At 53.1% G+C, this 24,615-nt stretch carries 17 protein-coding genes; 12 read left to right on the top strand and 5 right to left on the bottom strand.

From position 1 onward, the window contains the following. Positions 1–10 precede the first annotated feature (10 nt). Positions 11–14,818 carry a hemagglutinin repeat-containing protein gene (locus EH164_RS22810; protein WP_164483625.1) on the top strand — a complete coding sequence of 4,936 codons (14,808 nt, stop codon included), beginning with the start codon at positions 11–13 and terminating at the stop codon, positions 14,816–14,818. 11 nt (positions 14,819–14,829) lie between these two features. Further along, on the top strand, positions 14,830–15,312 hold the full coding sequence (locus EH164_RS17590) for a hypothetical protein (protein ID WP_124969569.1): 483 nt from the start codon (positions 14,830–14,832) through the stop codon (positions 15,310–15,312). A gap of 152 nt (positions 15,313–15,464) precedes the next feature. On the opposite strand, the gene EH164_RS22805 is transcribed toward EH164_RS17590, so the two are convergent. Next, the gene (locus EH164_RS22805; protein WP_241175055.1) at positions 15,465–15,533 is read right to left on the bottom strand and encodes a type I toxin-antitoxin system SymE family toxin; all 69 of its coding nucleotides are present in this window, start codon (positions 15,531–15,533) and stop codon (positions 15,465–15,467) included. A 255-nt stretch (positions 15,534–15,788) separates the two neighbouring features. On the opposite strand from EH164_RS22805, the gene EH164_RS17580 reads away from it, so the two are divergent. The 8 genes from EH164_RS17580 (at position 15,789) to EH164_RS17550 (ending at position 20,884) form a co-directional block, all read left to right on the top strand. Beyond that, complete coding sequence (locus EH164_RS17580; RefSeq protein ID WP_124969567.1) at positions 15,789–16,052, top strand: SMI1/KNR4 family protein; 264 nt, start codon at positions 15,789–15,791, stop codon at positions 16,050–16,052. Positions 16,053–16,287: 235 nt separating this feature from the next. Then, complete coding sequence (locus tag EH164_RS17575; RefSeq protein WP_124969565.1) at positions 16,288–16,641, top strand: hypothetical protein; 354 nt, start codon at positions 16,288–16,290, stop codon at positions 16,639–16,641. Positions 16,642–17,378: 737 nt separating this feature from the next. Continuing rightward, positions 17,379–17,852 (top strand): hypothetical protein, encoded by a 474-nt coding sequence (locus EH164_RS17570; RefSeq protein ID WP_124969563.1) that lies wholly within the window; start codon positions 17,379–17,381, stop codon positions 17,850–17,852. 135 nt (positions 17,853–17,987) lie between these two features. Next, positions 17,988–18,344: a hypothetical protein gene (locus EH164_RS17565; protein ID WP_206430681.1), complete on the top strand. Its 357-nt coding sequence runs from the start codon at positions 17,988–17,990 to the stop codon at positions 18,342–18,344. Between the two features lie 377 nt (positions 18,345–18,721). Next, on the top strand, positions 18,722–18,862 hold the full coding sequence (locus EH164_RS22610; RefSeq protein WP_164483624.1) for a hypothetical protein: 141 nt from the start codon (positions 18,722–18,724) through the stop codon (positions 18,860–18,862). Positions 18,863–19,008: 146 nt separating this feature from the next. Continuing rightward, entirely contained in the window at positions 19,009–19,704 is a 696-nt protein-coding gene (locus EH164_RS17560; RefSeq protein ID WP_241174975.1) for a hypothetical protein, read from the top strand. A 311-nt stretch (positions 19,705–20,015) separates the two neighbouring features. Then, positions 20,016–20,399: a hypothetical protein gene (locus tag EH164_RS17555; protein WP_124969561.1), complete on the top strand. Its 384-nt coding sequence runs from the start codon at positions 20,016–20,018 to the stop codon at positions 20,397–20,399. A gap of 77 nt (positions 20,400–20,476) precedes the next feature. Then, entirely contained in the window at positions 20,477–20,884 is a 408-nt protein-coding gene (locus EH164_RS17550; protein WP_124969559.1) for a hypothetical protein, read from the top strand. Between the two features lie 110 nt (positions 20,885–20,994). Here the strand turns inward: EH164_RS17550 and EH164_RS17545 are convergent, their stop codons facing one another. After that, the gene (locus EH164_RS17545; protein WP_124969557.1) at positions 20,995–21,537 is read right to left on the bottom strand and encodes an RNA 2'-phosphotransferase; all 543 of its coding nucleotides are present in this window, start codon (positions 21,535–21,537) and stop codon (positions 20,995–20,997) included. Between the two features lie 65 nt (positions 21,538–21,602). Beyond that, positions 21,603–21,938 carry a hypothetical protein gene (locus EH164_RS17540; protein ID WP_124969555.1) on the bottom strand — a complete coding sequence of 112 codons (336 nt, stop codon included), beginning with the start codon at positions 21,936–21,938 and terminating at the stop codon, positions 21,603–21,605. 233 nt (positions 21,939–22,171) lie between these two features. Here EH164_RS17540 and EH164_RS17535 point away from each other — a divergent pair, with 233 nt between their 5' ends. Beyond that, the gene (locus EH164_RS17535; protein ID WP_023479001.1) at positions 22,172–22,441 is read left to right on the top strand and encodes a hypothetical protein; all 270 of its coding nucleotides are present in this window, start codon (positions 22,172–22,174) and stop codon (positions 22,439–22,441) included. 66 nt (positions 22,442–22,507) lie between these two features. Further along, entirely contained in the window at positions 22,508–23,128 is a 621-nt protein-coding gene (locus EH164_RS17530) for a histidine phosphatase family protein (RefSeq protein WP_124969553.1), read from the top strand. Here EH164_RS17530 and EH164_RS17525 read toward each other — a convergent pair. Beyond that, a complete protein-coding gene (locus EH164_RS17525) occupies positions 23,108–23,674 on the bottom strand; it encodes an NTP transferase domain-containing protein (protein WP_124969551.1) in 567 nt (188 codons plus the stop codon). The two genes, EH164_RS17530 and EH164_RS17525, sit on opposite strands and share 21 nt — an antisense overlap. Further along, positions 23,674–24,612, bottom strand: a complete 939-nt coding sequence (locus EH164_RS17520) for an XdhC family protein (protein WP_124969549.1) — start codon at positions 24,610–24,612, stop codon at positions 23,674–23,676. The genes EH164_RS17525 and EH164_RS17520 overlap by 1 nt, the downstream gene beginning before the upstream one ends. Positions 24,613–24,615: the final 3 nt, after the last annotated feature.

The following is a 24,615-nucleotide window of genomic DNA, read 5'->3' as shown; positions in this document are numbered from 1 at the left end:
GAAGAAGGCAATGGATACAGTCAAACCTGTTCGTTTCTCACAACGCGCGCTGAGCTGGCTGATCATCAGCCTGCTGGTCTGGCAGCCCGTTGCGCCTTCCTTTGCCGCGGCCATCACGCCGAATGGCCCGGCCACCATGGACAAGGCCGCCAATGGCGTGCCGGTGGTCAATATCGCCACGCCGAACGGCGCGGGAATTTCCCATAACCAGTTCAACGAGTACAACGTCGGTGCCGAGGGGTTAATCCTCAACAACGCCACCGGTCAGCTTACGCAGACGCAGCTGGGCGGGCTTGTCCAGAACAACCCGAACCTGCGTGCAGGCCAGGAAGCGCGCGGCATTATCAACGAAGTCACCGGCGGCAGCCGTTCCCAGTTGCAGGGTTATACCGAAGTAGCCGGGAAAGCGGCGAATGTTATGGTCGCCAACCCGTATGGCATCACCTGTAATGGCTGCGGCTTTATCAACACGCCGAATGCAACGCTGACAACCGGTAAACCGCAGTTTGACGCGGCGGGCAATCTCTCTGCGCTTGAGGTGACAAAAGGCACCATTACGGTGGAAGGGAAGGGGCTGGACGCCAGTGCGAGCGATGCGCTGTCGCTGATCTCCCGCGCGACTGAAGTGAACGCCGCGATCCATGCGAAAGCGTTAACGGTAACCGCAGGCGCAAACCGCGTCGATGCCAGCGGAAACGCCACACCGATTGCTGGCGAAGGCGCGGCTCCGGTCGTGGCGGTGGATACCGGCGCGCTCGGCGGCATGTATGCCAACCGTATTCATCTGGTGTCGACCGAAAAAGGCGTTGGGGTGAACCTCGGCAACCTGGCCGCGCGGCAGGGCGACATCCAGCTTGATGCCAACGGGAAAATGGTCATCCGGGAGAGTGTCGCCAGCGGATCGTTAACCGCGAGCGGCGAGAGCGTGACGCTGAATGGAAGCCACCAGACGGGCGGCAATATGGTCATCGCCGGAACGCAGGCGGTAGCGCTGAACGGCAACCAGGTGGCAAAAGAGACGCTGGAGGTTAAGGCAAAAAACCTCACCCACAGCGGAACCTCTACGGCTAATCGCATCGCGCTGACCGGCAAGGACACGCTTACCAACAGCGGCTCGCTGGTGGCGGAAGAGCTGGCGCTGGGCGCATCGCACATCACCAACAGCGGGAAACTTCAGGGCACCCAGGCTCTGAATCTCAACACCACTCAACTGGATAACCTGGCGAGCGGTACGCTTTACTCCGCGCAGGATCTCACGCTCACGCTGCCGCAACTCAACAACCAGGGCACGGTGCAGGGGCGCTCACTTAACCTGACCGGCGATGTGCTGCATAACAGCGGCACGTTGCTGTCGCAAAGCAATACGCAACTGAAGATCGGGCAACTGGATAACCAGGGAACCATCGCAGCAAAACAGCAACTCACCGCTGAAACCAGCTGGCTGAATAACGGCCAGACGGGGCAGTTGCAAAGCAGCGGTAATATCCGGCTCGGCGCTGATAATGCAGTGCTGAAGGGCACTCAGCAGGCCAACGGGGCGCTGGATGTGACGGCGAACACGCTCCAGCATACCGGCAAATCCAGCGCCAGCGCGCTCAATCTCAATGCCCGTGACACCCTGACCAACAGTGGTTCGCTGGTAGCGAATAACCTGACTCTCGGCGCAGCCCACATCAGCAACAGCGGGCAGGTTCAGGGCACCGACGCGTTGAACCTGAACACCAGCCTGTTGGATAACCAGGCCAGCGGCACGCTCTATTCAGCAAAAGATCTCAACTTCACCCTGCCACAGCTGAACAATCAGGGCACGGTGCAGGGGCTGTCGCTGCGTATTACCGGCGACGTGCTGAAAAATGAGGGCACGCTGCTTGCCGATACCGGCCTGTGGCTGAAAGCACGGCAACTGGAAAACCAGGGGAGCATCGCGGCGCAAGGCCAGCTCACCGCCAGCGCGACTGAGCTTAATAACCGCGGGCGTCTGGAAAGCAAGGGGCGTGTCGATCTCAGTGCGGATAACGCGACGCTTGGCGGAGCGCAAATCGCGCATGACGCGCTGAGCGTGACGGCGAAAACGCTTAACCACAGCGGGCAGACCAGCGCGGCTGATGTTGCCCTGACGGCGTCAGATAGCATCAACAACAGCGGGTCGCTGGTGGCGAATAACCTCGCGCTGCATGCTGCGCAGATTAACAACACCGCGCAGATGCAGGGCACCCAGGCGCTCAATTTGCAGGCGGATCGGCTGGACAACCAGGCGACCGGCACGATCTACACCGCCCGGGATCTGATCCTCAACATTCCACAGCTGCACAACAGCGGCACGATTCAGGGGCTGTCGCTCAGCACGACGGGCGATGTGCTGCAAAACGAGGGCACGTTGCTTGCCGATACCGGCCTGTGGCTGCGAGCCGGGCAGCTCGATAACCGGGGTAACATTGCTGCAAAAGGCCAGTTAACCGCTAACGCTGCACGGCTAACCAACGCCGGGCGTCTGGAAAGCAAGAGCCGCATGGATCTTAGTGCGGATGAGGCGACGCTGAGCGGGACGCAAATCGCGCAGGACGCGCTGAACGTAACGGCGAAAACGCTCGACCACAGCGGGCAGACCAGTGCGGCGGCTGTCACTCTGACGGCGACAGATAGCATCAACAACAGCGGAGAGACGAGCGGAGCCGCTGTCGCCCTGACGGCGACAGATAATATCAACAACAGCGGGACGCTGATCGCGGATAACCTTGCGCTGCATGCCGCGCAGGTTAGCAATAGCGGGCAGGTTCAGGGGACCCAGGCTCTCAATTTGCAGGCGGATCGGCTGGAGAACCAGACGACCGGCACGATCTACACCGCTCAGGATCTGATCCTCAACACTCCGCAACTGCACAACAGCGGCACCATTCAGGGGCTGTCGCTTAATGCCACCAGCGATGTGCTGCAAAACGAGGGCAAGCTGCTTGCCGATACCGGGCTGGCACTAAAAGCGCAGCAACTGGAAAATCGCGGTAACGTGGCGGCAAAAGGTGACCTGAACGTCAGTGGCGGTCAGTTGAACAACCAGGGAATGATGCAGGGTCTGACGCTCGGCATTGCCGGTGATTTGCTGGAAAACAGCGGGACGCTGCAAGGCAAAACCCTCGATATGCGCGGTGAGCAGGTGCGCAACAGCGGCATGCTGGTCGCGGATGACGCACTGCGCATCGATGCCGGTTCCCTGGCGACAACGGCTGACTCCACGCTCAACAGCAAAGGTGACTTCCAGCTTTCAGTAAAACGTGACGCCTCTTTGCAAGGGCAGCTCAACGCCGACAAATCGTTGCAGGTTGAGGCAGGCACGCTGACCAGCACCGCCCAGTTGCAAAGCGGCGGCAAGATGGCGATCGCCGCCGACAGCGCCACGCTTAACGGCGCGCAGTGGGCGAAAGGGGCGCTGGAGGTGAAGGCTAACACCCTGAACCACGGCGGCAGAACGAGCGCGGGAAGTATCGCGCTCACCGTGCAGGATGGGCTGACCAACAGCGGCACGCTGATTTCGGATAGCCTGGCGCTGAACGCACGGCACATTGCCAACCGTAGCCTGCTCCAGGGCACCCAGGCGCTGAACCTGAACACCGGGCAACTGGATAACGAGACCGGCGGCTCGATCTATTCGGTGCACGGTCTGCTGTTAAACATTCCCCATCTCAATAACCTCGGCACCATTCAGGCGCTCTCCCTGGGCTTCACCGGCGATACGTTACGCAACGAGGGGGCGCTGACCTTTACTTCCGACGCGCTGCTGCGTGCTAACACGCTGGAAAACCGCGGCGCTATCACCGCCAAAGGGCGCTTAACCACCGAAGGCGCAACGCTTGATAACAGCGGCTCGCTCGAAGGCCAGACGCTGGAGATCGCTGCTGATACGCTGCGCAACAGCGGCTCAACCTTGTCTGCGGGTGATACGCAACTGCGCGCCGGGCTGCTGGATAACCGGGCAATGATGGCGGCAAAAGGCCAGCTAACAGCCGATAGCCAGACGCTTATCAACAGCGGCACGTTGCAGGGCCAGACGCTGGATATTGGCGGCGACGCCATACAAAACAGCGGCACGCTGAACGCAGCGGGCGCGGCGCAGATCCGTGGCGGAGAGGTAACTAACAGCGGTGCGGTGGCAGCAAAAGGCCAGCTCACCGCCACTGTCACGGCGCTTACTAACACCGGTACGGTACAGGGGCAGGCTCTTGATATCACGGGCGATCGGGTGCAAAACAGCGGCACGCTGGCATCCGATGGCGCACTGCGCGTGCAGGCCGGAACGCTCGCTAGCGGCGCGGGCTCCACCATTACCGGTATCGGCAATGTGGCGCTGCGTGCACAAACGCAGGCCGATCTCGACGGGCAGGTTAACGCTGGCGGTGCGCTTACTGTTCACGCCGGGACGCTGAGCAGCCAGCAACAGGCGCAGTTGCAGAGCGGGGGCGATATGACCCTCGATGCGGACCGCGTCACGCTTAACGGGACGCAGGCGGTAAAAGGCGCGCTGGATGTTAAGGCTAACTCTCTGAGCCACGGCGGCAAGTCCAGCGCCGCTGGCATCAATTTAAATGGGCAAACTGCGCTTGAGAATAGCGGTACGCTGGTTGCCGACAACCTCGCGATGAACGGCGAGCAGATCCGCAACAGCGGCCTGTTGCAGGGCACCCGCGTGCTCGATCTTCAGACCGGCAAACTGGATAACCTCTCCGGCGGGACGATCTACTCCACGCAGGGCTTCACCCTCGCCATACCTGAATTAACCAACAGCGGTCTCATCACCACTGATGGCGATCTGCATATTGGCGGTAACACGCTGGTGAACGACGGCGAGATCAACGGCGTCAGCCTCTCCAGCGATTACCGAAACCTGACCAACGCCGCCAGCGGGCGTCTGCTGGCCGACAAAAACCTCACCTTTAATTCAGCCAATATTGTGAACGATGGGCTGGTCTCGGCAGAGACCGGCAGCGTGACGGCGCAGAGTCTGGAGAACAGCGGTGAGCTGACCGCCACCTCGCTGCTGCTGACGCTCACACGGCAGGCGATAAACCACGATAACGGGCGCATCATCGGCGAGAGCGGCCTGACGCTCAGCGCACCGACGCTGCTTAACCGCGGCCTGATGGCGGGTAACACCCTGACGCTGAAGCAGGGCGATATCAACAACAGTGGAACGTTGCAGGGCACGAACGGCCTGACGGCAACCGGCACCAGCCTGACCAATGAGCAGGGCGGCGTCGTGCTGAGCAATGGCGCCGTCACCGTGAAAAATGGTCGCCTGGTCAATGCAGGTCAGTTGCAGGGCGATACGCTGGATTTAGCCACCGGCGAGTGGCTCAACAGCGGCACCGCGCTGGGTAAAAATGGCCTGAATGCCGAAGTTAGCGGCAAACTGGAAAACCAGGGGCGCATCATCAGCCAGCAGGCAATGATGCTCCAGGCGGCAGGCAGCGAGAATGACGGCACGCTGATGGCTAAAGTGCTCGCCCTGCATGGCGATGTGCGCAATAGCGGGTTGATTCAGGGCAGCGACACGCTTGCCTGGGATGGAGCCTCGCTGGTGAATGCGGCCAGTGGTCAGCTGCTGAGCGGCAACGGCCTTACGCTTAATGGCAGCACACTGGATAACCAGGGGCAGCTCCAGGGCCGCACCGTTACTGCAACCGCCGACAATATGCACAACGGCGGCACCCTGCAGGCGCAGGACGATCTTAACGCCACGCTAAGCGGCAAGCTGGATAACCAGGGGCAGATGCTGAGCCAGGGCGCAGCGGATATCCGCACCGCGCAAACCCAGAACGGCGGCAAGCTGGCGGCAAAAGTACTGCGGCTTACCGCGCCTGAACTGACCAACACCGGCCTGTTGCAGGGCAACGATGCCCTGACGCTCAGCACCCTTAACCTGCTGAATGGCAGCAAGGGTCAACTGGTCAGCGGCAACGCGCTGGCGCTGAATCTCGATCGGCTGGAGAACCAGGGGCAGCTCTATGTGAACGGTGGGCTGACCCTGAACGCGCTCACGCTGGTCAACGGGGGCAGCGTGGAGTCTGACGCTCTCGACGCCACACTGCGCGGCACGCTGACCAACAGCGGAACTCTGCTTGCCCATCAGGACGCGGTGCTGCGTGGCGATACACAGACCAACAGCGGTGACATCGCCGCGCAGTCACTGACCCTTGAGGGCAGAGCGCTCAGCAATAGCGGGCTGATGCAGGGAGCGCACGGATTGCAGGCCACGGCAGACACGCTAACCAATAATGCGGGCGGCCGTTTGCTCTCCGGCGATGCCATGACGCTCAATGTTGGCAAGCTGGAAAATGGCGGAACAGTGCAGGGTGGCAACGTCTCGTTAAACGGTTCGAGCCTGAACAACCGCGGTCTGGTTAACGGCTTGCAGGGGCTGACCGGGGTTTACGGCGCAGATCTCATCAACGACGGGCAACTGGTCAGCGGCGGCGCGACCGATTTACACGCGCAAACCCTGACCAACAGCGGACGCATCACCGGCAACACCCTGACGTTAACGGGCCCGGAAATGCACAACAACGGCTTGTGGCAGGGCAATAATGGCCTGGCGGTGAGCGGTGACACGCTGACCACCGGCGGGGGATCGCGCACCCTGAGCGGCGATATGTTGACGCTGGATAGCGGATCGCTCACCACGCTGGGGACGTTGCAGGGCAGCCAGGTCAATGTGGCCGTCGATAACTGGACGCTCGGCGGCTCGCTGCTGAGCCAGGGTGAGCTGACGGCGAATGTCGGCAATACGCTGGCCTTGTCCGGCTCGTTAACCAGCCAGGGTGGAATGAATGTACGTGCCCAGACGCTGAATAACGACGGGCAGATGCTGAGCGCCGGTGATATCACGCTGAGCGGCCAGTCGCTGACCAACACCGGCATGCTGCAGGGCAACAGCCTGGCGGCACATGAGAGCCGCATCACCAACACCGGCAAACTGATCGGGCTGAAAGGCCTGCAACTGGATAACCGTCAACCCGCTGTCACCACACTGGCACGTATGGCGCTGGTGGCACCAGCGCTTGAGCTGAGCAACGGCGCGACGGGATCGTTACTCACTCAGGGCACGCTCGATATTACCGCCGGGACGGTGCGTAACGCCGGGAGCTGGCAAGGGAACCGGGTGCTTTTGGCGGCCCAGTCGCTGGAGAATGGCGGCGCGGTGCAGAGCGCCGGGGCGCTGAACCTGACGCTTACGAGCAATCTCAACTCCACGGCGGGCAGTAAAATTACCGCCATGGGCGCGGCGGCGTTGCAGGCGCTCTCGCTCACCAACCAGGGACAGTGGGCGGCAGCCACCCTTACGCTGAAGGGGAATACACTCGATAACAGCGGTGCCATCAGCGGACGCGACGGCGCGACCGCGACGCTCAACGGCGCATTCACCCAGCAGGCGCGAGGCACGTTTGCCAGCAACGGTGTGCTGGGGCTTACCGCTGCAACCGTCGGCAACCAGGGCAAAATCCAGGGCGGAGATCTTACGCTTACGGCGAGTTCGCTGACCAACAATGCGGGTGCCGAACTGGTGAGCAGCCGTGGATTGACGCTTACCGCACCATCGCTGTTCAACTACGGGCTGATTCAGGGGGCGGGCGAAACCCGCATTGATAGCACCGCACAGGCAATAAATACGGGCAAACTCCTCTCCGACGCGCGTCTGACCTTAACCACCCCGCAATACAGCGGCGCGGGCTGGTTACAGGCCACCAATCTGATCCTCAATGCGGCTAATAACGCAGGCACCGGGACGCTGCTTGCCGACCAGATGACGCTGACCGGCAACACCTTCACTAACCAGGGCACCACCCAGGCCAACAACCTGGCGCTGAATTACGCCCAGCTGACTAACAACGGTACGCTGCTGGGGAACAGCCAGTTGACGGTGAATGCCTCACAAGTGAATCAGTCCGCCAGCGGCAAGCTCTTCAGCGGCGGCGATCTGTTTGTTGGCGCAACCGGCATGAATGCGCTGGGGCAGGTGGTTGCGCTTGGTAACCTGACGCTGCAACTCGCCGATGTCTTTACCGCTAAAACGGCGCTGGCGGCGGGCAGGAATCTGAACATCAGCAGCAATGGCGCGATTGATAACCAGTCTGTGATGCAGGGCCAGGCGGTCAACCTGAGCGCAGGCGGGCAGTTGACGAACAACGGGCAAATCACCACCGGCAACGGCAGCAGCACCCTAAGCGGCAGCACGATTGTGCTGAATGGTAACGGCTCCCTGCAGGGTGGCGGTGATGTGACACTGTTAAGCCGCGGCGCGATCGCGGTAAACGGATTTACCGGCACCCGCGGCAGCCTGACGCTCAGCGCGCCGGGAAGCATTGTTAACACCGCGCTGCTCTACGCGGCGAATAACCTGGCGCTCTATGCGAACACGATTACCAACCAGCGCGGCGATATGCTGGCGGGGAATAACCTGTCGATGCAACGCGATGCGGCGGGGAATGCGAATAGTGAAGTCGTTAACACGTCAGGGAATATTGAGACGCAGAGTGGTGATATCACCATCAGAACCGGGCATCTGCTGAATCAGCGGGATGGGCTTAAAGCCAATACAGTCACAACAAATGCGCAAACAATTCCCGGTGTGGGCAACGCAACCTTAAACGTACATTATTCGCTGCTGCCTACAGGTAGTTATGGCTACTATAGAAATGATGAATATCATGAGTCTCCCTCTTGCGGAGGTAAAGATGGCGGATGCTCTTCATGGACAGTAACGACGTTTTACTATCTTCCCTTTAAAGACTCTGTTTCACAAAAATTTGTATTAAGTGAGACACGCACTGATGTCACCAGTAGTGGTGGAAGCGCACGTATAGCATCAGGCAGAAATGCATTTATTTCAGCAAACTCCCTTGATAACAAAGCCAGTGAAATACTGAGTGGGAATAACCTTACGTTACAAGGAGGCCAGCTTAACAATCAGAGTTGGCAAAATGGCACAACCACTGATGTTCTTGTTTATAAATATGACCCAGGCCGGGCGGGAAAATATGCTGAAAAAGAGATTCCGGATGGCGGTTTATCTAACAAAAACACAAGATACTTAAAGTACATTCAGGACATCAAATTTACCTTGCAGGGTCATGAGCTTGAGACCACTCAGGGGCAATTATATCGCGCCGTTATCCAGGCCGGTGGTAATGTAACCGCTAACTTCAGTAGCAATATCAGTAACGAAACTACCACCTCCCACGCGGGTGGTGTGAGTGGTACGATTACCGCTCCTGCACTGAATACCCTGAGCAACCAGGGTATTGGCGGTAGCGTGGCAAAACAGGCGCTTGCCGCAGGCTCTGCGTCCGTTAACTCGCCACAGTGGCAGGATCAGCTACAAAACGCGCTGCAGCAGATTAACGGCGGCGGTTCGCTGGACAATGGCACAACGGCCGGAGCGGCGCTGAGCACCGTCAGCGGTCAGCAAAAAGGCAGTGCCAGCCTTGGTAATGCAGGAAGCCTGGCCAGTGCCAATGTTACTCAGGCCGCGCTGAAAAATATCGCTAATAGCGGCCCCGGCCAGCACCAGGGGAAAACCGTTGATACCAGCGCCTATCCGCTGCCAACGGGTAATAACGGCTACTTCGTGGTGTCGACTAACCCGAAAAGCCCCTATCTCATTACCCTCAACCCAAAACTGGACGGGCTGGGTGATTTAGATCCGGCGCTGTTCGGCGACCTGAATGCGTTGCTGGGGCTGTCGCCTTCGGCCTCCGCGCCCGGTTATAACGCCGCGAACCTGCCGGCCGGGGTTAACCCTGCGGCGAAGCCCACCGGGCAGAACTCTTCCGGGTTACCTGGCGGCATTACGCCAGTCAGCCAGGTAAATGGTCCTTCGCTACCGCAGGGAATGAGGCAGTCGGAGGGCGTGAAGCTTGTCAGTGCGCCAGGTGGTATCGCCGGGGCTGACGTATCAACGCCTGATTTGGCGGGCAACCCGCTCTTCGTCCAGGCTGGCATGACCACACTGGTTGCGCCGCGCGAGACCAATCCAAAGTATACCGACGAGAAGCTGTTCCTCGGTTCAGCCTACATGCTGGATCGCATCAACCTGAAACCGGATTACGACTACCGTTTCCTCGGTGATGCCGCATTTGATACGCGTTATGTCAGCAATGCCATGCTGAACCAGACCGGTAACCGCTACCTGAACGGTATCGGCTCCGATCTGGAGCAGATGCGCTACCTGATGGATAACGCCGCCAACGCGAAGCAATCCCTGGGTCTGCAGTTTGGTATCGCGCTCACCGCCGATCAGATTGCGGCGCTGGACCACAGCATCCTGTGGTGGGAGCGCGCGACCATCGGCGGCGAAACGGTGATGATCCCGAAACTTTACCTCTCGCCGAAAGATGTCACCGTTAATAACGGCAGCGTTATTGCCGGGAATAACGTCACCATCAATGGCGGCAAGGTCACCAACAGCGGCAGCACGCTGCTGGCGCGCAACGATCTCAGCGTTAACAGCGCCTCGCAGATTATCAACACCAACGATGCGCTGTTAAAAGCGGGCGGCAATGTCGATCTCAGCGCAGTTGGCGATATCAACAACATCAGCTCTGCCATCAGTGGCAAAACGGTAGCGCTTGAGAGCCTCGACGGCAGCATCAACAACATCACTCTGGCCGACCAGCTTGCGCTCAATGCGCAGGGTAAGGGCGGCACGATAAGCCTGAAGGACACCACCCTTGGCAGCATCGCCAGTATCACGGCGCTGGATGGCTTAACACTCACGGCCGGAAAAGATATCACGCTCACCGGCTCTACCCTGGCGGCAGGCGGCGATCTGCTGATGGACGCGGGCGGCAATATCGCCGTCAACGCCATTGACATTAACGATGCTTACAGTCAGTCCGGCTTCCGGCGGCAAACGCCGACCAGCCGGTCCACCGTGAGCTATCAGGGCAGCGGCATCACGGCGGGCGGTTCGCTTTCCATGCAGGCAGGCGAAGATTTAACGCTGACCGCCAGCGATGTTCGCGCAGGAAAAGATGCTTCGCTTGCCGCAGGCAATGACCTCAACCTGAATGCGCAGCAGACTAGCCAGAGCAGCCGTAACGGCAACAGCGAAAATCACAGCGCCGGGCTTGATCGCACCACCGCCAGTGCGGGCGGTAACCTGATCCTCACCGCCGGGCAGGACATTCATTCCCAGGCCGCCGGGCTGGCAGCAGAGCAGCAGGTCGGGATGCAGGCCGGTCGCGATGCCGATCTACAAGCCGCAGAGACGACGCAGGGCGACAGTTATAAAGCCCGCAAAAAAACTGTTATCAACGAACAGGTACGCCAGCAGGGTACGGAGATTGCCAGCGGCGCGGGCACGACGATTATCGCCGGGCGCGATATGAACGCCGAAGCGGCGCAGGTGACAGCGCAGGGCGATATCGGCGTGCAGGCCGGGCGTGACATCAACCTGACGACCGCCACCGAGAGCGATTACCACTACCAGGAACAAACCAAAACCAAAAAAGGGTTCCTGAAAAAAACCACCACGCACACCATCTCTGAGCAGAGCGCGACGCGCGAGTCCGGCACGTTGCTGAGCGGCGATAACATCACCCTCAAATCCGGCAATGACCTGCTGGTGAAAGGCTCGAATGTAGTAGGTGATGGCAATGTGGCGCTGAGTGCCGATCACGACGTCAATATTGAGGCCGCCACCAACACGGATTCCAACTGGCAGTTCAAAGAGAAGAAAAAGAGCGGCCTGATGGGCTCCGGCGGGATTGGTTTCACCATCGGCACCAGCAAAACCACGCAGGATCTGAAAGAGAAGGGCACCACCCAGAGCCAGAGCATGAGCACCATTGGCAGCAACGGTGGCAATGTCGCGATTAACGCTGGCGAGCAACTGCATGTGGGCGGCGCAGATCTGGTGGCGAAAAAGGATCTCTCCCTTTCCGGCGACAGTGTGGTTGTCGAACCTGGCCGTGACAAACGGGTCAGTGACCAGACGTTCAGGCAGAAGAGCAGCGGCCTGACAGTGGCGCTCTCCGGCGCGGTCGGCGATGCGGTGAACACAGCGGCGACCACCGCCATGGAAGCCAAAGATCAGAGCGACGGACGACTGGCCGCATTGCAGGCCACCAAAGCGGCGCTATCCGGCATTCAGGCCGGGCAGGCGAGCCGCCTGGCGGACGCGGTCAGCGGCGGCGACATGACGAAGAACGGTGCGTTCGGCGTGATGGCCTCCATCGGTGGGCAGTCGTCGAAATCCACCTCCCACTCGGAGCAGGAGACCAATACCGGCAGCACCCTTAACGCCGGGAACGATCTCAGCATCACCGCCAGCGGCAAAGGTCAGATGGCGAACAGCGGCGATATTGCCATTGCGGGCAGCCAGCTGAAAGCCGGGAAAGATCTCACCCTCGATGCCGCGCGGGATATCACCCTTACGGGCGCAGCAGATACCCAGAAAACCACCGGCAGCAACTCCAGCAAGGGCGGCTCCCTTGGCGTCGGCATTACTGCCGGAAAAGATGGCGCAGGGTTTACCGTTTCCGCCAGCGGTAACGCCGCGAAGGGCGGCGAGAAAGGTAATGGCACCACCTGGAAGGAGAGCACGCTTGATGCCGGGCAAAATGTCAGCCTAAGCAGCGGTCGCGACACCCTGTTGCAGGGCGCGCAGGTTAATGGCGACAAGGTGACGGCGGATGTTGGCCGAGACCTGACGCTGAGCAGCCTGCAGGACAGCGACACTTATAACAGCAAGCAGCAGAGCGTCAGCGGCGGGTTGAATTACACCTTCGGCAGCGGAGCGGGTGGCAGCTTCAGCTACAGCCGCGACAAGATGAAGAGCAACTACGACTCGGTGCAGGAGCAGACGGGTATCTTCGCTGGCAAAGGTGGTTTCGATGTTACGGTCGGCAACCATACGCAGCTGGATGGCGCGGTGCTTGCCAGCCGCGCAGAGGCTGACAAAAACCGGCTGGACACCGGTACGCTTGGCTTCACGGATATCGCCAACAAAGCGGATTACAAAGCCGAACACGTCGGCGGCGGGTTCAGCACCGGGAGAAGCATTGCCGGCAACGTGCTCGGCAATATGGCGAGCAACATGCTGACCGGGCTGGGCGGTAGCGGGCATGCCGAAGGCACCACGCAATCGGCGGTGGCTGACGGTACGGTGATTGTGCGCGATACCGCAAATCAGCAGCAGGATGTCGGCACGCTGAGCCGCGACACGGAACATGCCAACGGCAGCATCGACCCGATATTCAACAAGGAAAAAGAGCAACGGCGGCTGCAAACGGCACAGCTGATTGGCGAGATTGGTAGTCAGGTCTCGGATATTGTGCGCACCGACGCGAAGATCGCCGCGACGGAAAATGCTAAAGCCAGTATGCAACACGCGGATGAGAAAGACCGCGCGGCAGCCATCAGCCTGCTGCAGAAGGCAGGTAAGCCGGTCACTGATGAGGCCATCAGTGACCAGATGTACCAGACCTTCTATAACCGTGAGTTTGCGAAAACACAGCAGGGCACGGGCGGCAGCGTTCAGCGTGCCATCACCGCCACAACCGCCGCAGTGCAGGCGCTTGCCGGAGGCGATCTCAAATCAGCGATTGCTGGTGGCGCCGCACCTTACCTGGCGAATGAGATTGCCAGGTTAATTCCCGAAACAGATTGGCAAGCACGCGTGCTGGCCCACGCCGTGGTAAATGCCGCGCTGGCGGCAGCCAGCAAAAAAGATGCAGCGACCGCAGCGGCAGGAGCCGCCACCGGCGAACTGGCAGGGATAATTGCCGTTGACGCATACCATAAAACCGTTGGTGAACTGAGCGAGGAAGAGAAACAGACCGTTTCCGCACTGGCAACCCTGGCATCCGGCCTTGCCGGCGGCCTGGTGGGCGACAGCAGCGCAAGTGTGGTTGCCGCGGCGCAGGCCGGGAAAACGACGGTTGAGAATAACTATCTGAGTGATAAGGATATCACTACCTTTACTGAAAAGTACGCGAAGGCGAAAACGGATACTGAGAGAGAGCAACTACGGACAGAGCTGAATGACCTTGATGTTCAGCGGCAGAACAAAGCCTTGGCTATGGGGATTTCAGTAAACGATCAGACAGCTGAGCTGGAAAAACTCCGGCTGCTTGTTACATCACCAGAATGCGGAGAGCAGTGCCGTCAACTGGCTCAATACTCTATCTCTCAACTTGAGCCGGTGGTTAATGATACTGCATTACATCAACGTAACATTGTCAAAGCGGTTACAGCCGCTGCTATTATAGAATTTGTTGGCACCGCGGGTGTTAAATCAGGAAAGGGAACGTCCGCTCGTCCTGTGGGAGCGTCGGGAGCCTCGGCTATTGATGATATTGTTGCCGGAAAGGGAACGGCTCAGACAGGGAAACAAACAATAGGTGTACCTGCAACTCAGTCTAAAAATCCGCTAAATCCAGTACAACAATATGATGCTCACGGAAATGAAATTGTTTATCGCACTATGTCTGAAAAACAATACCAAATATTCAGGGAAACCGGTGTTATGCCAGCCACAACTGAGACCTCTGTTTCTCCGGTATTGGGATATTCGTCAAAATATGATGGAGTGACTGTAAAAATAGTGGTTAAGCCTGGCACATTCTCAGAGCTTGAAAAGATAGGCATTGCAGCAAATTCTGCAGCAGCAAAAGAATTACCTAACATGTCAACTCAGACAGGGAAATGGATGGATACTAATGCCCGATTTAAGGTTGAAGGTGGACAGATGACAACTCAGCTTGGACAAGGTAAAGGTATGGGAATATTCAATAATAATATTGTCCATTTCGAACAAGTTAAATGAAAGGAAAAGTTATGCTATTAAATTTGGAAGAAACAAAAATACCAATGAAAATGGTTTTTTTGTTATCAGAAGAATTAAAAATGAATCCCGGGCGAGTGGCTCTGACACAAGCTCTAACTTTAAACTCATCAAAACCAATGATGGGTCTTAAAGGTATTCATGGGCTTTTCGGTTCTCAGGAATGGTGGGATAGTATCAAAAAAGGAAAAATGCCTTTATTGTTCCAGTCTGGAATAATAAAGAGAGCTTATGTGGCAGGGCAAGACCCTTCTGATTTCAATAATACCATTGATTTACTACTTGATGATGGAACCACTCAGTCTGTTGGTATTTATACTAATAAAGAAATAGATGCCAATCTTTTTAAAGTGGGATATATGGCAAGTATTGTTTATGCTTTGGATGAAATGAAAGCACAACCAGATTTTGATGGGAGTATAAATTATTCAAAAACAGCTTTAGAAATGGCTGTTTCATTAAGACCAGTTGAATGAAAATTAACATTTTCTATGAAGGAACAAAAAAGATTCTAATTTTTTAAAATAGAATCTTTTATTGATTTTTCATATTTTCAATAATGTTGTGCAATTCCCACCATATTTAACGGTAATCGTTTAGACGATCGCCAACTTGGGATTGTTCTCTGTCATTCATTTACAGGCCGGATCACCAGTTGCCCGTGCTCAACCGCTACGGTAACTGGTGTATCGGTCACAAACCCCGCCTTTTCCAGTCAGTTGCCCTTGAGGTAAAAACTGGGGCAGGTCACCAGGATTAAACTAATCGCTTCTGGAAACCAATTATTATTCTTCTTACGAAAGCGAAGGATCAATATGGAGTAAGGTATGAAAAACTGAAAAAGTTACAAGACAAAATAATTCAGGGGGAAGAAAAGAATGAAAGTAAGTGATGAGAAGTTACGGCAATTTTTAGCGGGAAAAGAGAGCTAAAACTTATAGGAAATAGTCAATTGAAAAATATCACAGCTGCAGACGTTGTTGAACTGTTCAATGCTCACAGTGACATCGTGAATTTTGGCACTTCTGAGAATGTAGTAGATGACGATTGGATAAGAAAGGCAGAGAGTACTCTCGGAGTCAAGCTAACTCCATCGTATGTGTGGTTTTTGAAAAATTATACAGGTGGTGAGATTGGCGGAGAAGAAATATTTAGTATTTACGGGATTGAATTTGATCAAGTACGCGGGGGGGAGATATTGTATATCAATATCTAAATGATTTTAAAATTGGGTTGAATAAAAGTTATCAAATCGTTAGTAGTTATTGAAGTCAAGGGGTATCCTGAGATCAACCAGATCCAATATCATCCGCGAGGAGGAAGACACGGTGGTAGCTATAATAAGGTCTCAACTACAACGCAAGGTACGATCAAAGTTGTAGATCCTGCCTCTTATAAGCCAGGTGCTGGTGAAAAGGCCACGATCATAAATAGACCTTAAGAGTAGGTATATGACTAAATTTAAATGGGTTACTCAAGCATTTTCTCAACCCTTTGAAATACAGAAAAACTTATTTCCTCAGTTCGTAAATGCGGCCGATCAATTAGCTGTTGAATGGGAAGTAGCCTTGGATGAAATGGATGACTCAAGACTAGCGAACATTCAGAGACAGATGATCAAGGAGCTGGATGATTATATTTTATCAATTAGTGGGGCTGATAATCTTAAGTACTGGAACGACGATGCACTCTGTCACAGTCAGGAATGGGAAAAAATGAGAGGCCAGGCAAAGGCTATCCTGAATGTAATGGGATGGGATCACTCGATCCCGCCTGAAAGTGGGGTTATATATATAGGTGAGTAGTAAATCCCCGCCCTCAAAAGCCGGGATTTTAACTTTTTATGGTCGCTCTTCAACTGCGTCTCAATAATCAGCCGTCCCTTTTCAGCGGTACCACCACCTGCCCGGTGCTGAATTCCAGTGCTCCAGCCAGCGGCCTTAAATGGTGAGCTGCCGCAGCGGGTTAGGCTGACCCGGTTGGGCAGGTACCTTAGTCAACGTCGTGCTGGCAAAAGTGCATGTGAAACTGATCTTATCAACATATTATCAATGTCTGCTTCTAGCACAGAGCGGAAAAGCTAGCTTAACCTGGCTTACCCCCACTATTAAATAATAGTCAGTTAGCAATGCTGGTTTGTTTGCCTCATTTTTTAATTCACCAACCCGCGTAAACTCGCGGCTATATCACAGGTGACGATTTTTTTGATTGTTATAACAAATTTAGGCGAGACGTTTACAAGTGCCCTTCCTGCGGAAGAGTCATCATTGAAGATGAAACTGGATCTAATAAATTTAGCATCTATACAGATGAACCCTAATTAATTTTTTTGTTGAGAATAACTTTCTTGGAACAGAAGAAAATCATTTGCATGCTGTACAAAAACATGGTGCGGATGTTCTCTCCTGTAATGATGCTCTGACCTGTTTTCCGTGAAACAACACAGCTAAGTGATAAGATGGCAACTACTCCGCGTCAGAGCCAGAGACAATCTGAAAGTGATGTGGGGAAAGAGCTCTTTAGAAACACAGGATGAAATATCATGATAAAAAAATCTCTAATTGACGAACCTCATGACCTTGTACGATATGATGCCTGGGAAGCTCAATGGGAGGAGCCTGAGACATTAGGATTGCATGAATATATAAGTGAAAAATGCCATCCGGAGGATGTTTTAATTTACTCGCGTCTTTTTTTTCCTGAGTTCATCGTGGTTGATAACTGTGTCTTACTTTATGAAAGATACGAGGAAAACAACTTTCGGGCATGGAAACTAAAACTCTCGCAGAAAAATTCAGCTGTAGAGAAAATGTTAAACCACACTCATGTTTACGACCTTTTTGGGAGTATAGCTGATAATGTGTCAGACTCAGTTTTCAACCAATTATGTACCGTAATGAAATGCTCATGGAGAATGACGTTGAAAGAGATCTTCCCTGAAAAGGAATTTATTATAGAGTCATCAAATGACGACGCTGAATATGGGCCAACTCTTACTTTTTATCAAAAAGATTAATATATAGAGGGGGTAAATAATGGGTGGGTATTCAGTTTTTATGCTTGTCTTTCGATAATTACCTTGCTTTCGTTAACCTGATGCAGTTCTGTTACAACAGCAAAAAGAATAAAATTTTTATTGTGAGGCAATTCCGTGGGGGCAGTTATAATTTTCAGTCAGGATAATACTGTAGAGAAAATTGAGGATAAATTTAAATCTACATATGTCAATAGCAGGTATTGGGATGCATTCGGCGATCTTCTGGATGCGGTTTTTTCGCCGGGCTACTCTAAATTACATGAGATGGTTAAATGTGAGGAAGGCGAGTATTTGAAGTTCTATTCATTTGCTGAACTTAACAAGCAGGATTTTAACTTGGCTGTCAGGTTAATTAGAGAATATATTTCAGAGCAAAAAAATCCAACAGAATGGCAGAGGATGGCTCAGATTGTTTGGAAAGAGATTGCTGAGCCTTATATTGTTCAGGACGACCGTTATGAACGAAGGTAATTTAATTTTTAGCCAAGTGCTATTTTTGAGAGTAATACAATGAGCGACATCATAAAGGCTGTAAGCATATTATCGACCGTCAGGCTTACTCAGGCCCTTTAGCGCAACTGTACATTGGAGGATCTCCGGGGTGCATCATTTCTAATGTATATCTTGTAAAAAAAACGGAGTGTTCGGGTGAGATAAATATTATTTTTGGTGTTCCATATCGATTTACAATGTGGATAGCACTCACTTCTTAATGGCGTGAAATTCATAAGAATAATTGGTTTTATTTTCTCGTAAATTAGAATGTTTATCCTGATGATGTATGCGATTTTCACTGGATCACTAATAAGAAAATAGTGCTCATTCACGAGCAACTCCCTGAGTTACCAGTGCACGATTTAGATATTTATCTTGATATCTTAAATGATGCTATTTTGTCCTGGGTTGATGATGATAAGCATGAACCAGAAGTGTGCTTTAGCTTATCCGATAAAGAAAAAATTGAAAATATCACTATAGCTACAAAATAAAATAACAAGACACAGATTATTTGAGCGTTATGTTGACGAAAGCTCGAAGAGCGTGGGAACTTTACTGGGTTTCCATAGACTGATGGGAAACAGATAAACAAATCAACAGTTACTGAATATAAATTTAAAAAAAAAGGTGCCAGTAAATGATTAAGTATAATTTAAATATAACGGATTGCTATCCCCAAGTGATTTGCCTGGATAATAACATTGGTTTGAAATCATATTTTTCAATTTTAGATATCATTAATAAAAAAGAAAACTCATCTATTTTGTTGAACAATATGGTTATAAATATTGATGATGAATTATGGTATGGCGTAATAACTAAAACAAATAGCAATAGTATTGTGGCTAGAGCTTTGAATAGCTTAGATATTGATGGCTTAGATATTTTTACTTTAATGATGCAACGAGCAGAGTTAACGATTTCAGGAATTAAATGTGTGTATATTAAGTTATCGACTGATACCGATAACTATTATCACTCCATAGGGAATGAGTTTTGTGTTGGAGATAAGCACATATGGCTTGCTGGCTACTGCTCTGATTTCGAAAATACGACAATTAATATAATGTTAGTTTTTGATGGGGAAATTCATTTAAACTTCCATGAATCAGATATAGTTATTGAGTCGATCAATTTCAATAGCCATATTAATTTTTATAATGTAAATGACTTTAATAAAGCCAATGATTCTTTTATATCTTTGAAAAAAACAAGAATAGAAAATTTAGGTTTTAATAATGTAAAGTCTGAGCTCTTAAGGTTTGATAATAATATTAAATATTTCGATTATAGCGAAACTGGAAACGTTGCGATCAAAAACTATAATGTTTAATAGTTGACAGTAATTATCAAAGCAAATTTAGAATAGCGTTAACTTACAGATCTAAGAAAAAGTTATGAAAAAAAGAATGGATTGCGAGAAATCTTGCACAAAACAGTACCGTGCAGGGAAGTTTATCCCTGAGTTCGTTAGTGACCCTCATCAACTGACAGTTGATTGGGAAGTTGCACTGGATAATATTGACCCTAATGAGTGATAATTGGCAAGCTTGTCTGATTTCGTAAATTATTCTGGCGCAACTACAGAGGGTACACTGTGAATAAAAAATTTATTCTACTTCTTACAAGTCATCATTAACGCGTATGAAAAATTTAAAGTGGTTAGAAACAACAAAAAACTATTTTTATCAAAATGATGGCAGGGATTTATATGATATTGTTTATTTGGTTTTATCACTAAATAAGATGAGTTATATCGCCTTTTTGAAACGAGCTAGCGAAGGGTATGGATGTTCCCCATCAGAAGGATGCGGTTATTCGCTAGATCAAAATTGGGATGTTCCTGAAGATTTTAACGAAGTCAGCTTTATGTTTGGGGACTATGAAAGTTCAGCAATTTCTCCTCAAAAATTTGTTGAGTTAATGTCCTTTCTCTCTCGAAGTTATGTCAAAGAGTACCAGGATGATGAAGGGTTAGTAATGATTTATTTAACCAGGATTCAAGAGCGTTATCAGCCGTTTTGCTAAAAGCAGCGATCCAGGCATTAGCGGTAATAAACGCTAAATATCCCCCTTTAAACCAAAAGCAGATAAATAGCGATAGTATGACTAAATTTTTAGATGAGCTTGAAAAGAATTGTGGCGCTAAGATTGAGCGAAGTGATGCGCGTGTTGTTCCCGGCACAGAAAAAGTTGATGGTTTAGAAATCGTCTATTTCTCTGATGATGGGAAAAGTAAATTTAGCAAACAGTTCGATAACCTCACTGCCTCTGTATCACCAAGAAGTGCTAAGAGTGGAGGCAGAAATGATCGAGGCTGTTCTATCACTATACCTGAAGGCCTCACTTTCTATGCAATAGGCTATCATGGCGATCTGGAAGGCTGGCGTAAAGATATCGAAACTGGCGCGCATGGGCTTGGCCTGTTGCTCGCCCATATTGAAAATGATCGGTTTGTGATCTCTGATGGACGTTCTTTCGCATTATCTGAATGTGTGATCAAATTTACGTAGTTTTTGTCGGGTTGGTTTTCATCTCTTCGCATTTGGAATTACTCAGGTGAAAATCGGCTCGTCTTGACGCAACCCGTCATAAAGATGATCAGGATGACGATGAGTAGCCGTCACTCCTGAATATACTCATACGGCACATGCGCCGTTAACCAAACCCCATTATCCGCCTGATAAAATTTATAGCCCTTCTCATACATATCCACGGCTTTAATTTTTAATAACACTGGCTTTCCATAACGTTGCCCGACCTGAATTGCCGTATCTTCATCAGAGGAAAGATGTACATACTGGCGCGACAAAGGGAGTAGGCCTTGATCTCTGATTTGAACGATAAAGCGAGTTGCAGTGCCGTGATACAAAATATCTGGAGGCATTTTCTCTACGTAAGTGATATTGACCTGTTGAGTAGAGTGCCCCTGAGCCGCGCGAATGCGTAAGCCATCTTCTGAAATCGTAAAGCGTTTCTTTTCACTGCTTTCAACAACGTCGAAAATAAGATCTTTATCGAGTGCATAGCCTTTATTACCAGCACGCAGGATAAGATCGTCTATAACTGCCCAGCCCTCTTTATCCAGAGATAGCTCAATGGCTTCTGGTTCATGGCGCAAGACATAACTTAAGAATTTACTGGTGTCGGTACTCTTTTTGCTCATAACTTACTCTCAAATAATCCCTGCCGTTAAACCAGAAGGCCACTGCTGCAAAGCTCATAATTTTATTATGACCGCTGTTTGTCACTCATTATGTCGCGGCACTTCTGCTGGTTTTCTTTGATCGCTGCCTGCTGCTGCGCGCTGAGCGACGTCCAGGTATCGATCATCCGTGTGCCCAGCGCGGAGATGTAGTGATTTTTACGTAATGCGTAATCGGAGTTGCCGCCCTCGATAATGTTTTCCATATCACGGGCAAAATTCTGTGAATCGTCATGATCGATGGTGCAGAACACCGCGCGGTAATAGCTCTCTTCCTCTTCGGAGTAGTGCGGCGTTAGCCAGTAGGCGACAGCGCCAACCAGCGCGAGCAGTGGAATGATAAAGCGTAATTTTTTTAACATTATTGAGTTCAGCAAGAAAAATTGAGCGGGTAGTGTAGCTGAGCCGAAAAGAGAATGTAAAAACGAAGCCCAAACAAAAGCATCACTGGCAGAAATGATTTCCCTCTCGCCGAAACTGATGGATTGCCAGGCACGAGATAATTTATCCCCACTCCCTCAGCTAAAAACCGTCATAGCCACTCGCAACAAAGCCGTGTAGCTTACTCAAAACTTCTTCTGCTCAGGATGCGGTATTGATCACTCAAGCTGAAGCCATTGAGATCGCCAGAGCCTATGCCGCGCAGAGCCGACGCGGGTGGGATGAGTACGCCCATCACGCTACGGTCATCACCTTATACGGCGAACCGGTGTGGATGATCGCCACCACTGATGTCGAATACTCCACGGAGCTTCCGTGGCTGATGACCCATCTGCCAAACCCCCGCTATTACTACATCAGCATGGTCGAGGCGAAATGTATCGCGGTGGGCCACCGGGTGAATCAGTATCAGCGCGTACTCTAACTTACCAGCCACTCTTTAAAATCCCCCGTGAATATACCGGGCGCAGTAGCAAACTGGAGCAGGCAGATGAAAGTTATTCTCGTACGCCACGCACAAACGCAATGGAACCGCGCGGGCATGATTCAGGGCCAGCAGGACAGCCCAGTCACCGAACGCGGCGAGCGGGAAACGGCGGCATTACTCGCTGCATTAAAAGATGAAGGTTACGCCGCAGAGTCTGTTTTTAGCTCACCGCTCGCGCGGGCGCGCAGCATGGGTGAACAACTCGCCGCGCTTTTTCAGGCGCCGCTGGTGATTGATGTCGCGCTGATGGAGCAGTCATTCGGATGCTACGAGGGGCTTTCCACGCAGGATTTGCGGGCTGAATGTCCCGCTGAAGCAGATGCATTATTCGCGCACGATGCCGCATTCTGCCCGCCTGGCGGCGAATCGCTGGCGCAGGCGGTTCAGCGCATGCTGGCGTTTTTACAGCTTCAGCACACTCGCGCGGCGCATAGAACCCTCTGCGTTGTCTGCCATGGGCACGTCACTCAGGGGCTGCTGGCGCTGCTGAAGGATGGGAGCCTGGAGAACTTCGCCCGCTATGCCCAGCCCAATGCGAGCTACGCAGTGTTAGAAATGGCAGAAGAAAAATGCGAGGTGCTGCGCTGGGGCGTGGCGACTCACTTACGTACGCTGGACGCGTAAAGGGTTATCGTAGATACGTTCCGCTCGCCGCAAATCCTCCAGCGTATCAATATCCTGAATAATCCCCGCATCCTTCAGCGGCAGATCCAGCACCTCGCCGCGCGCTCTTGCCTGCTGCACAATGCTTTTCGCGCCGCTATCGCCAGTTAATGACCATAGGGCAGGGAAGTAGCATCGCGAAAAGGCCACCGGGTGGCCCTGGTGCTGCTGATGCCACGGCACCACCAGCAGTTTTTCACCTAACCCGTCGGCGACGCGCAGCAACGATTCCGGGGCGATCAGCGGCAGGTCGGCGGGCAGAATCAGCCAGCCGGAGGCGTTCGAAGTAGCGTTAACGCCCAGCGCGATAGAGTTGCCCATCCCGCCCGTGCCGCCCACAGGGCGAACAAGGTGCCAGCTGAGACCGGCGCGCTCTACTGCATGGATAACGTGCTCTAATACCGTGCGCTCACCGAGCAGCGTATCAAGTTTATGGCGTTGCGCGCCGGAGGCAAGAAAGCGTTCGCCGTGGCCTGCGGCAAGAATAATTACCACTGGATCAACCATCAGCTTTCGTCCGCTGCAAGCTGTGCAGCAGCCACATCCGCCAGCACTGAGAGCGCCAGCGAACGCGCATCGCGCGCTTTCGGGAAAATACCAATCGGCGCTTTGATGCGCGCAATATCCGAGGGCGCAAAGCCAATCTCACTGAGCTTCTGCGTGCGTTTTTGATGGGTGCGATAGCTGCCGAGCGCGCCGATGTAGAAAGGCTGCGCGCGGAGCGCCGCCTGCAACACCGGCAGTTCCCGGTGCAGATCGTGCGACAGCAGGATCACCGCCGTCTGCGCGTCGATCTGCGCGCCATCCGTTAGTGTCTCGATAAGCTGCACATCGTAGCCCGACGCGCGGGCGAGGCAGGCAGTAGCCTGCGCCTCAATCGAGCGACCAAACACCATCACCCGTACGCGCGGGCGGTAGGCGACGGTAAAGATCTCCTCATGCCAGCCGCTTTCGGTCACACCGGTAACGCACTCAAGCTGTTCACGAGCCGGATGGTAGCGCAGCGCGGCGGGCTGGCGCTGCGCAAGCAGGTTCAGCACCGCCAGCAGCGGTTGCGCGCTACGCAGGCGATGAATATGCAGCGTGATGCCACCGCCGCAGGGGAGCACAATGTCGAACCACGGCGAACCATCGCCGTAGCGCACTACGCGATCTTCAAAGCAGGCGAGTGCCGCCATTGCTTCAAAGGCGGCGGCAGACTCCACGCAGCCGCCAGAGACGAAGCCGCAATAGCCGCCATCTTCGCGTACCACCATCTGCGCGCCCGCCGCGCGAGCTGCGCCGCCGCGAATGGCAGTCAGCGTCACCAGAGCCGTCTCCATGCCTGCGCCGATCGCATCGACGGCGAAGCGCAAAATCTCTTCGCTGTCATCCGTGAGCAGCGCCTGCTGAGGCGTCAGCAGCGTTTCATCTGCCGTGTCGGGAGCCAGAATGGTCTGCTGCATAAC

This window comes from Kosakonia sp. CCTCC M2018092 (assembly GCF_003864115.1).
Taxonomy (GTDB): domain Bacteria; phylum Pseudomonadota; class Gammaproteobacteria; order Enterobacterales; family Enterobacteriaceae; genus Kosakonia; species Kosakonia cowanii.
This window is presented reverse-complemented; position numbering and strand designations above follow the sequence as displayed.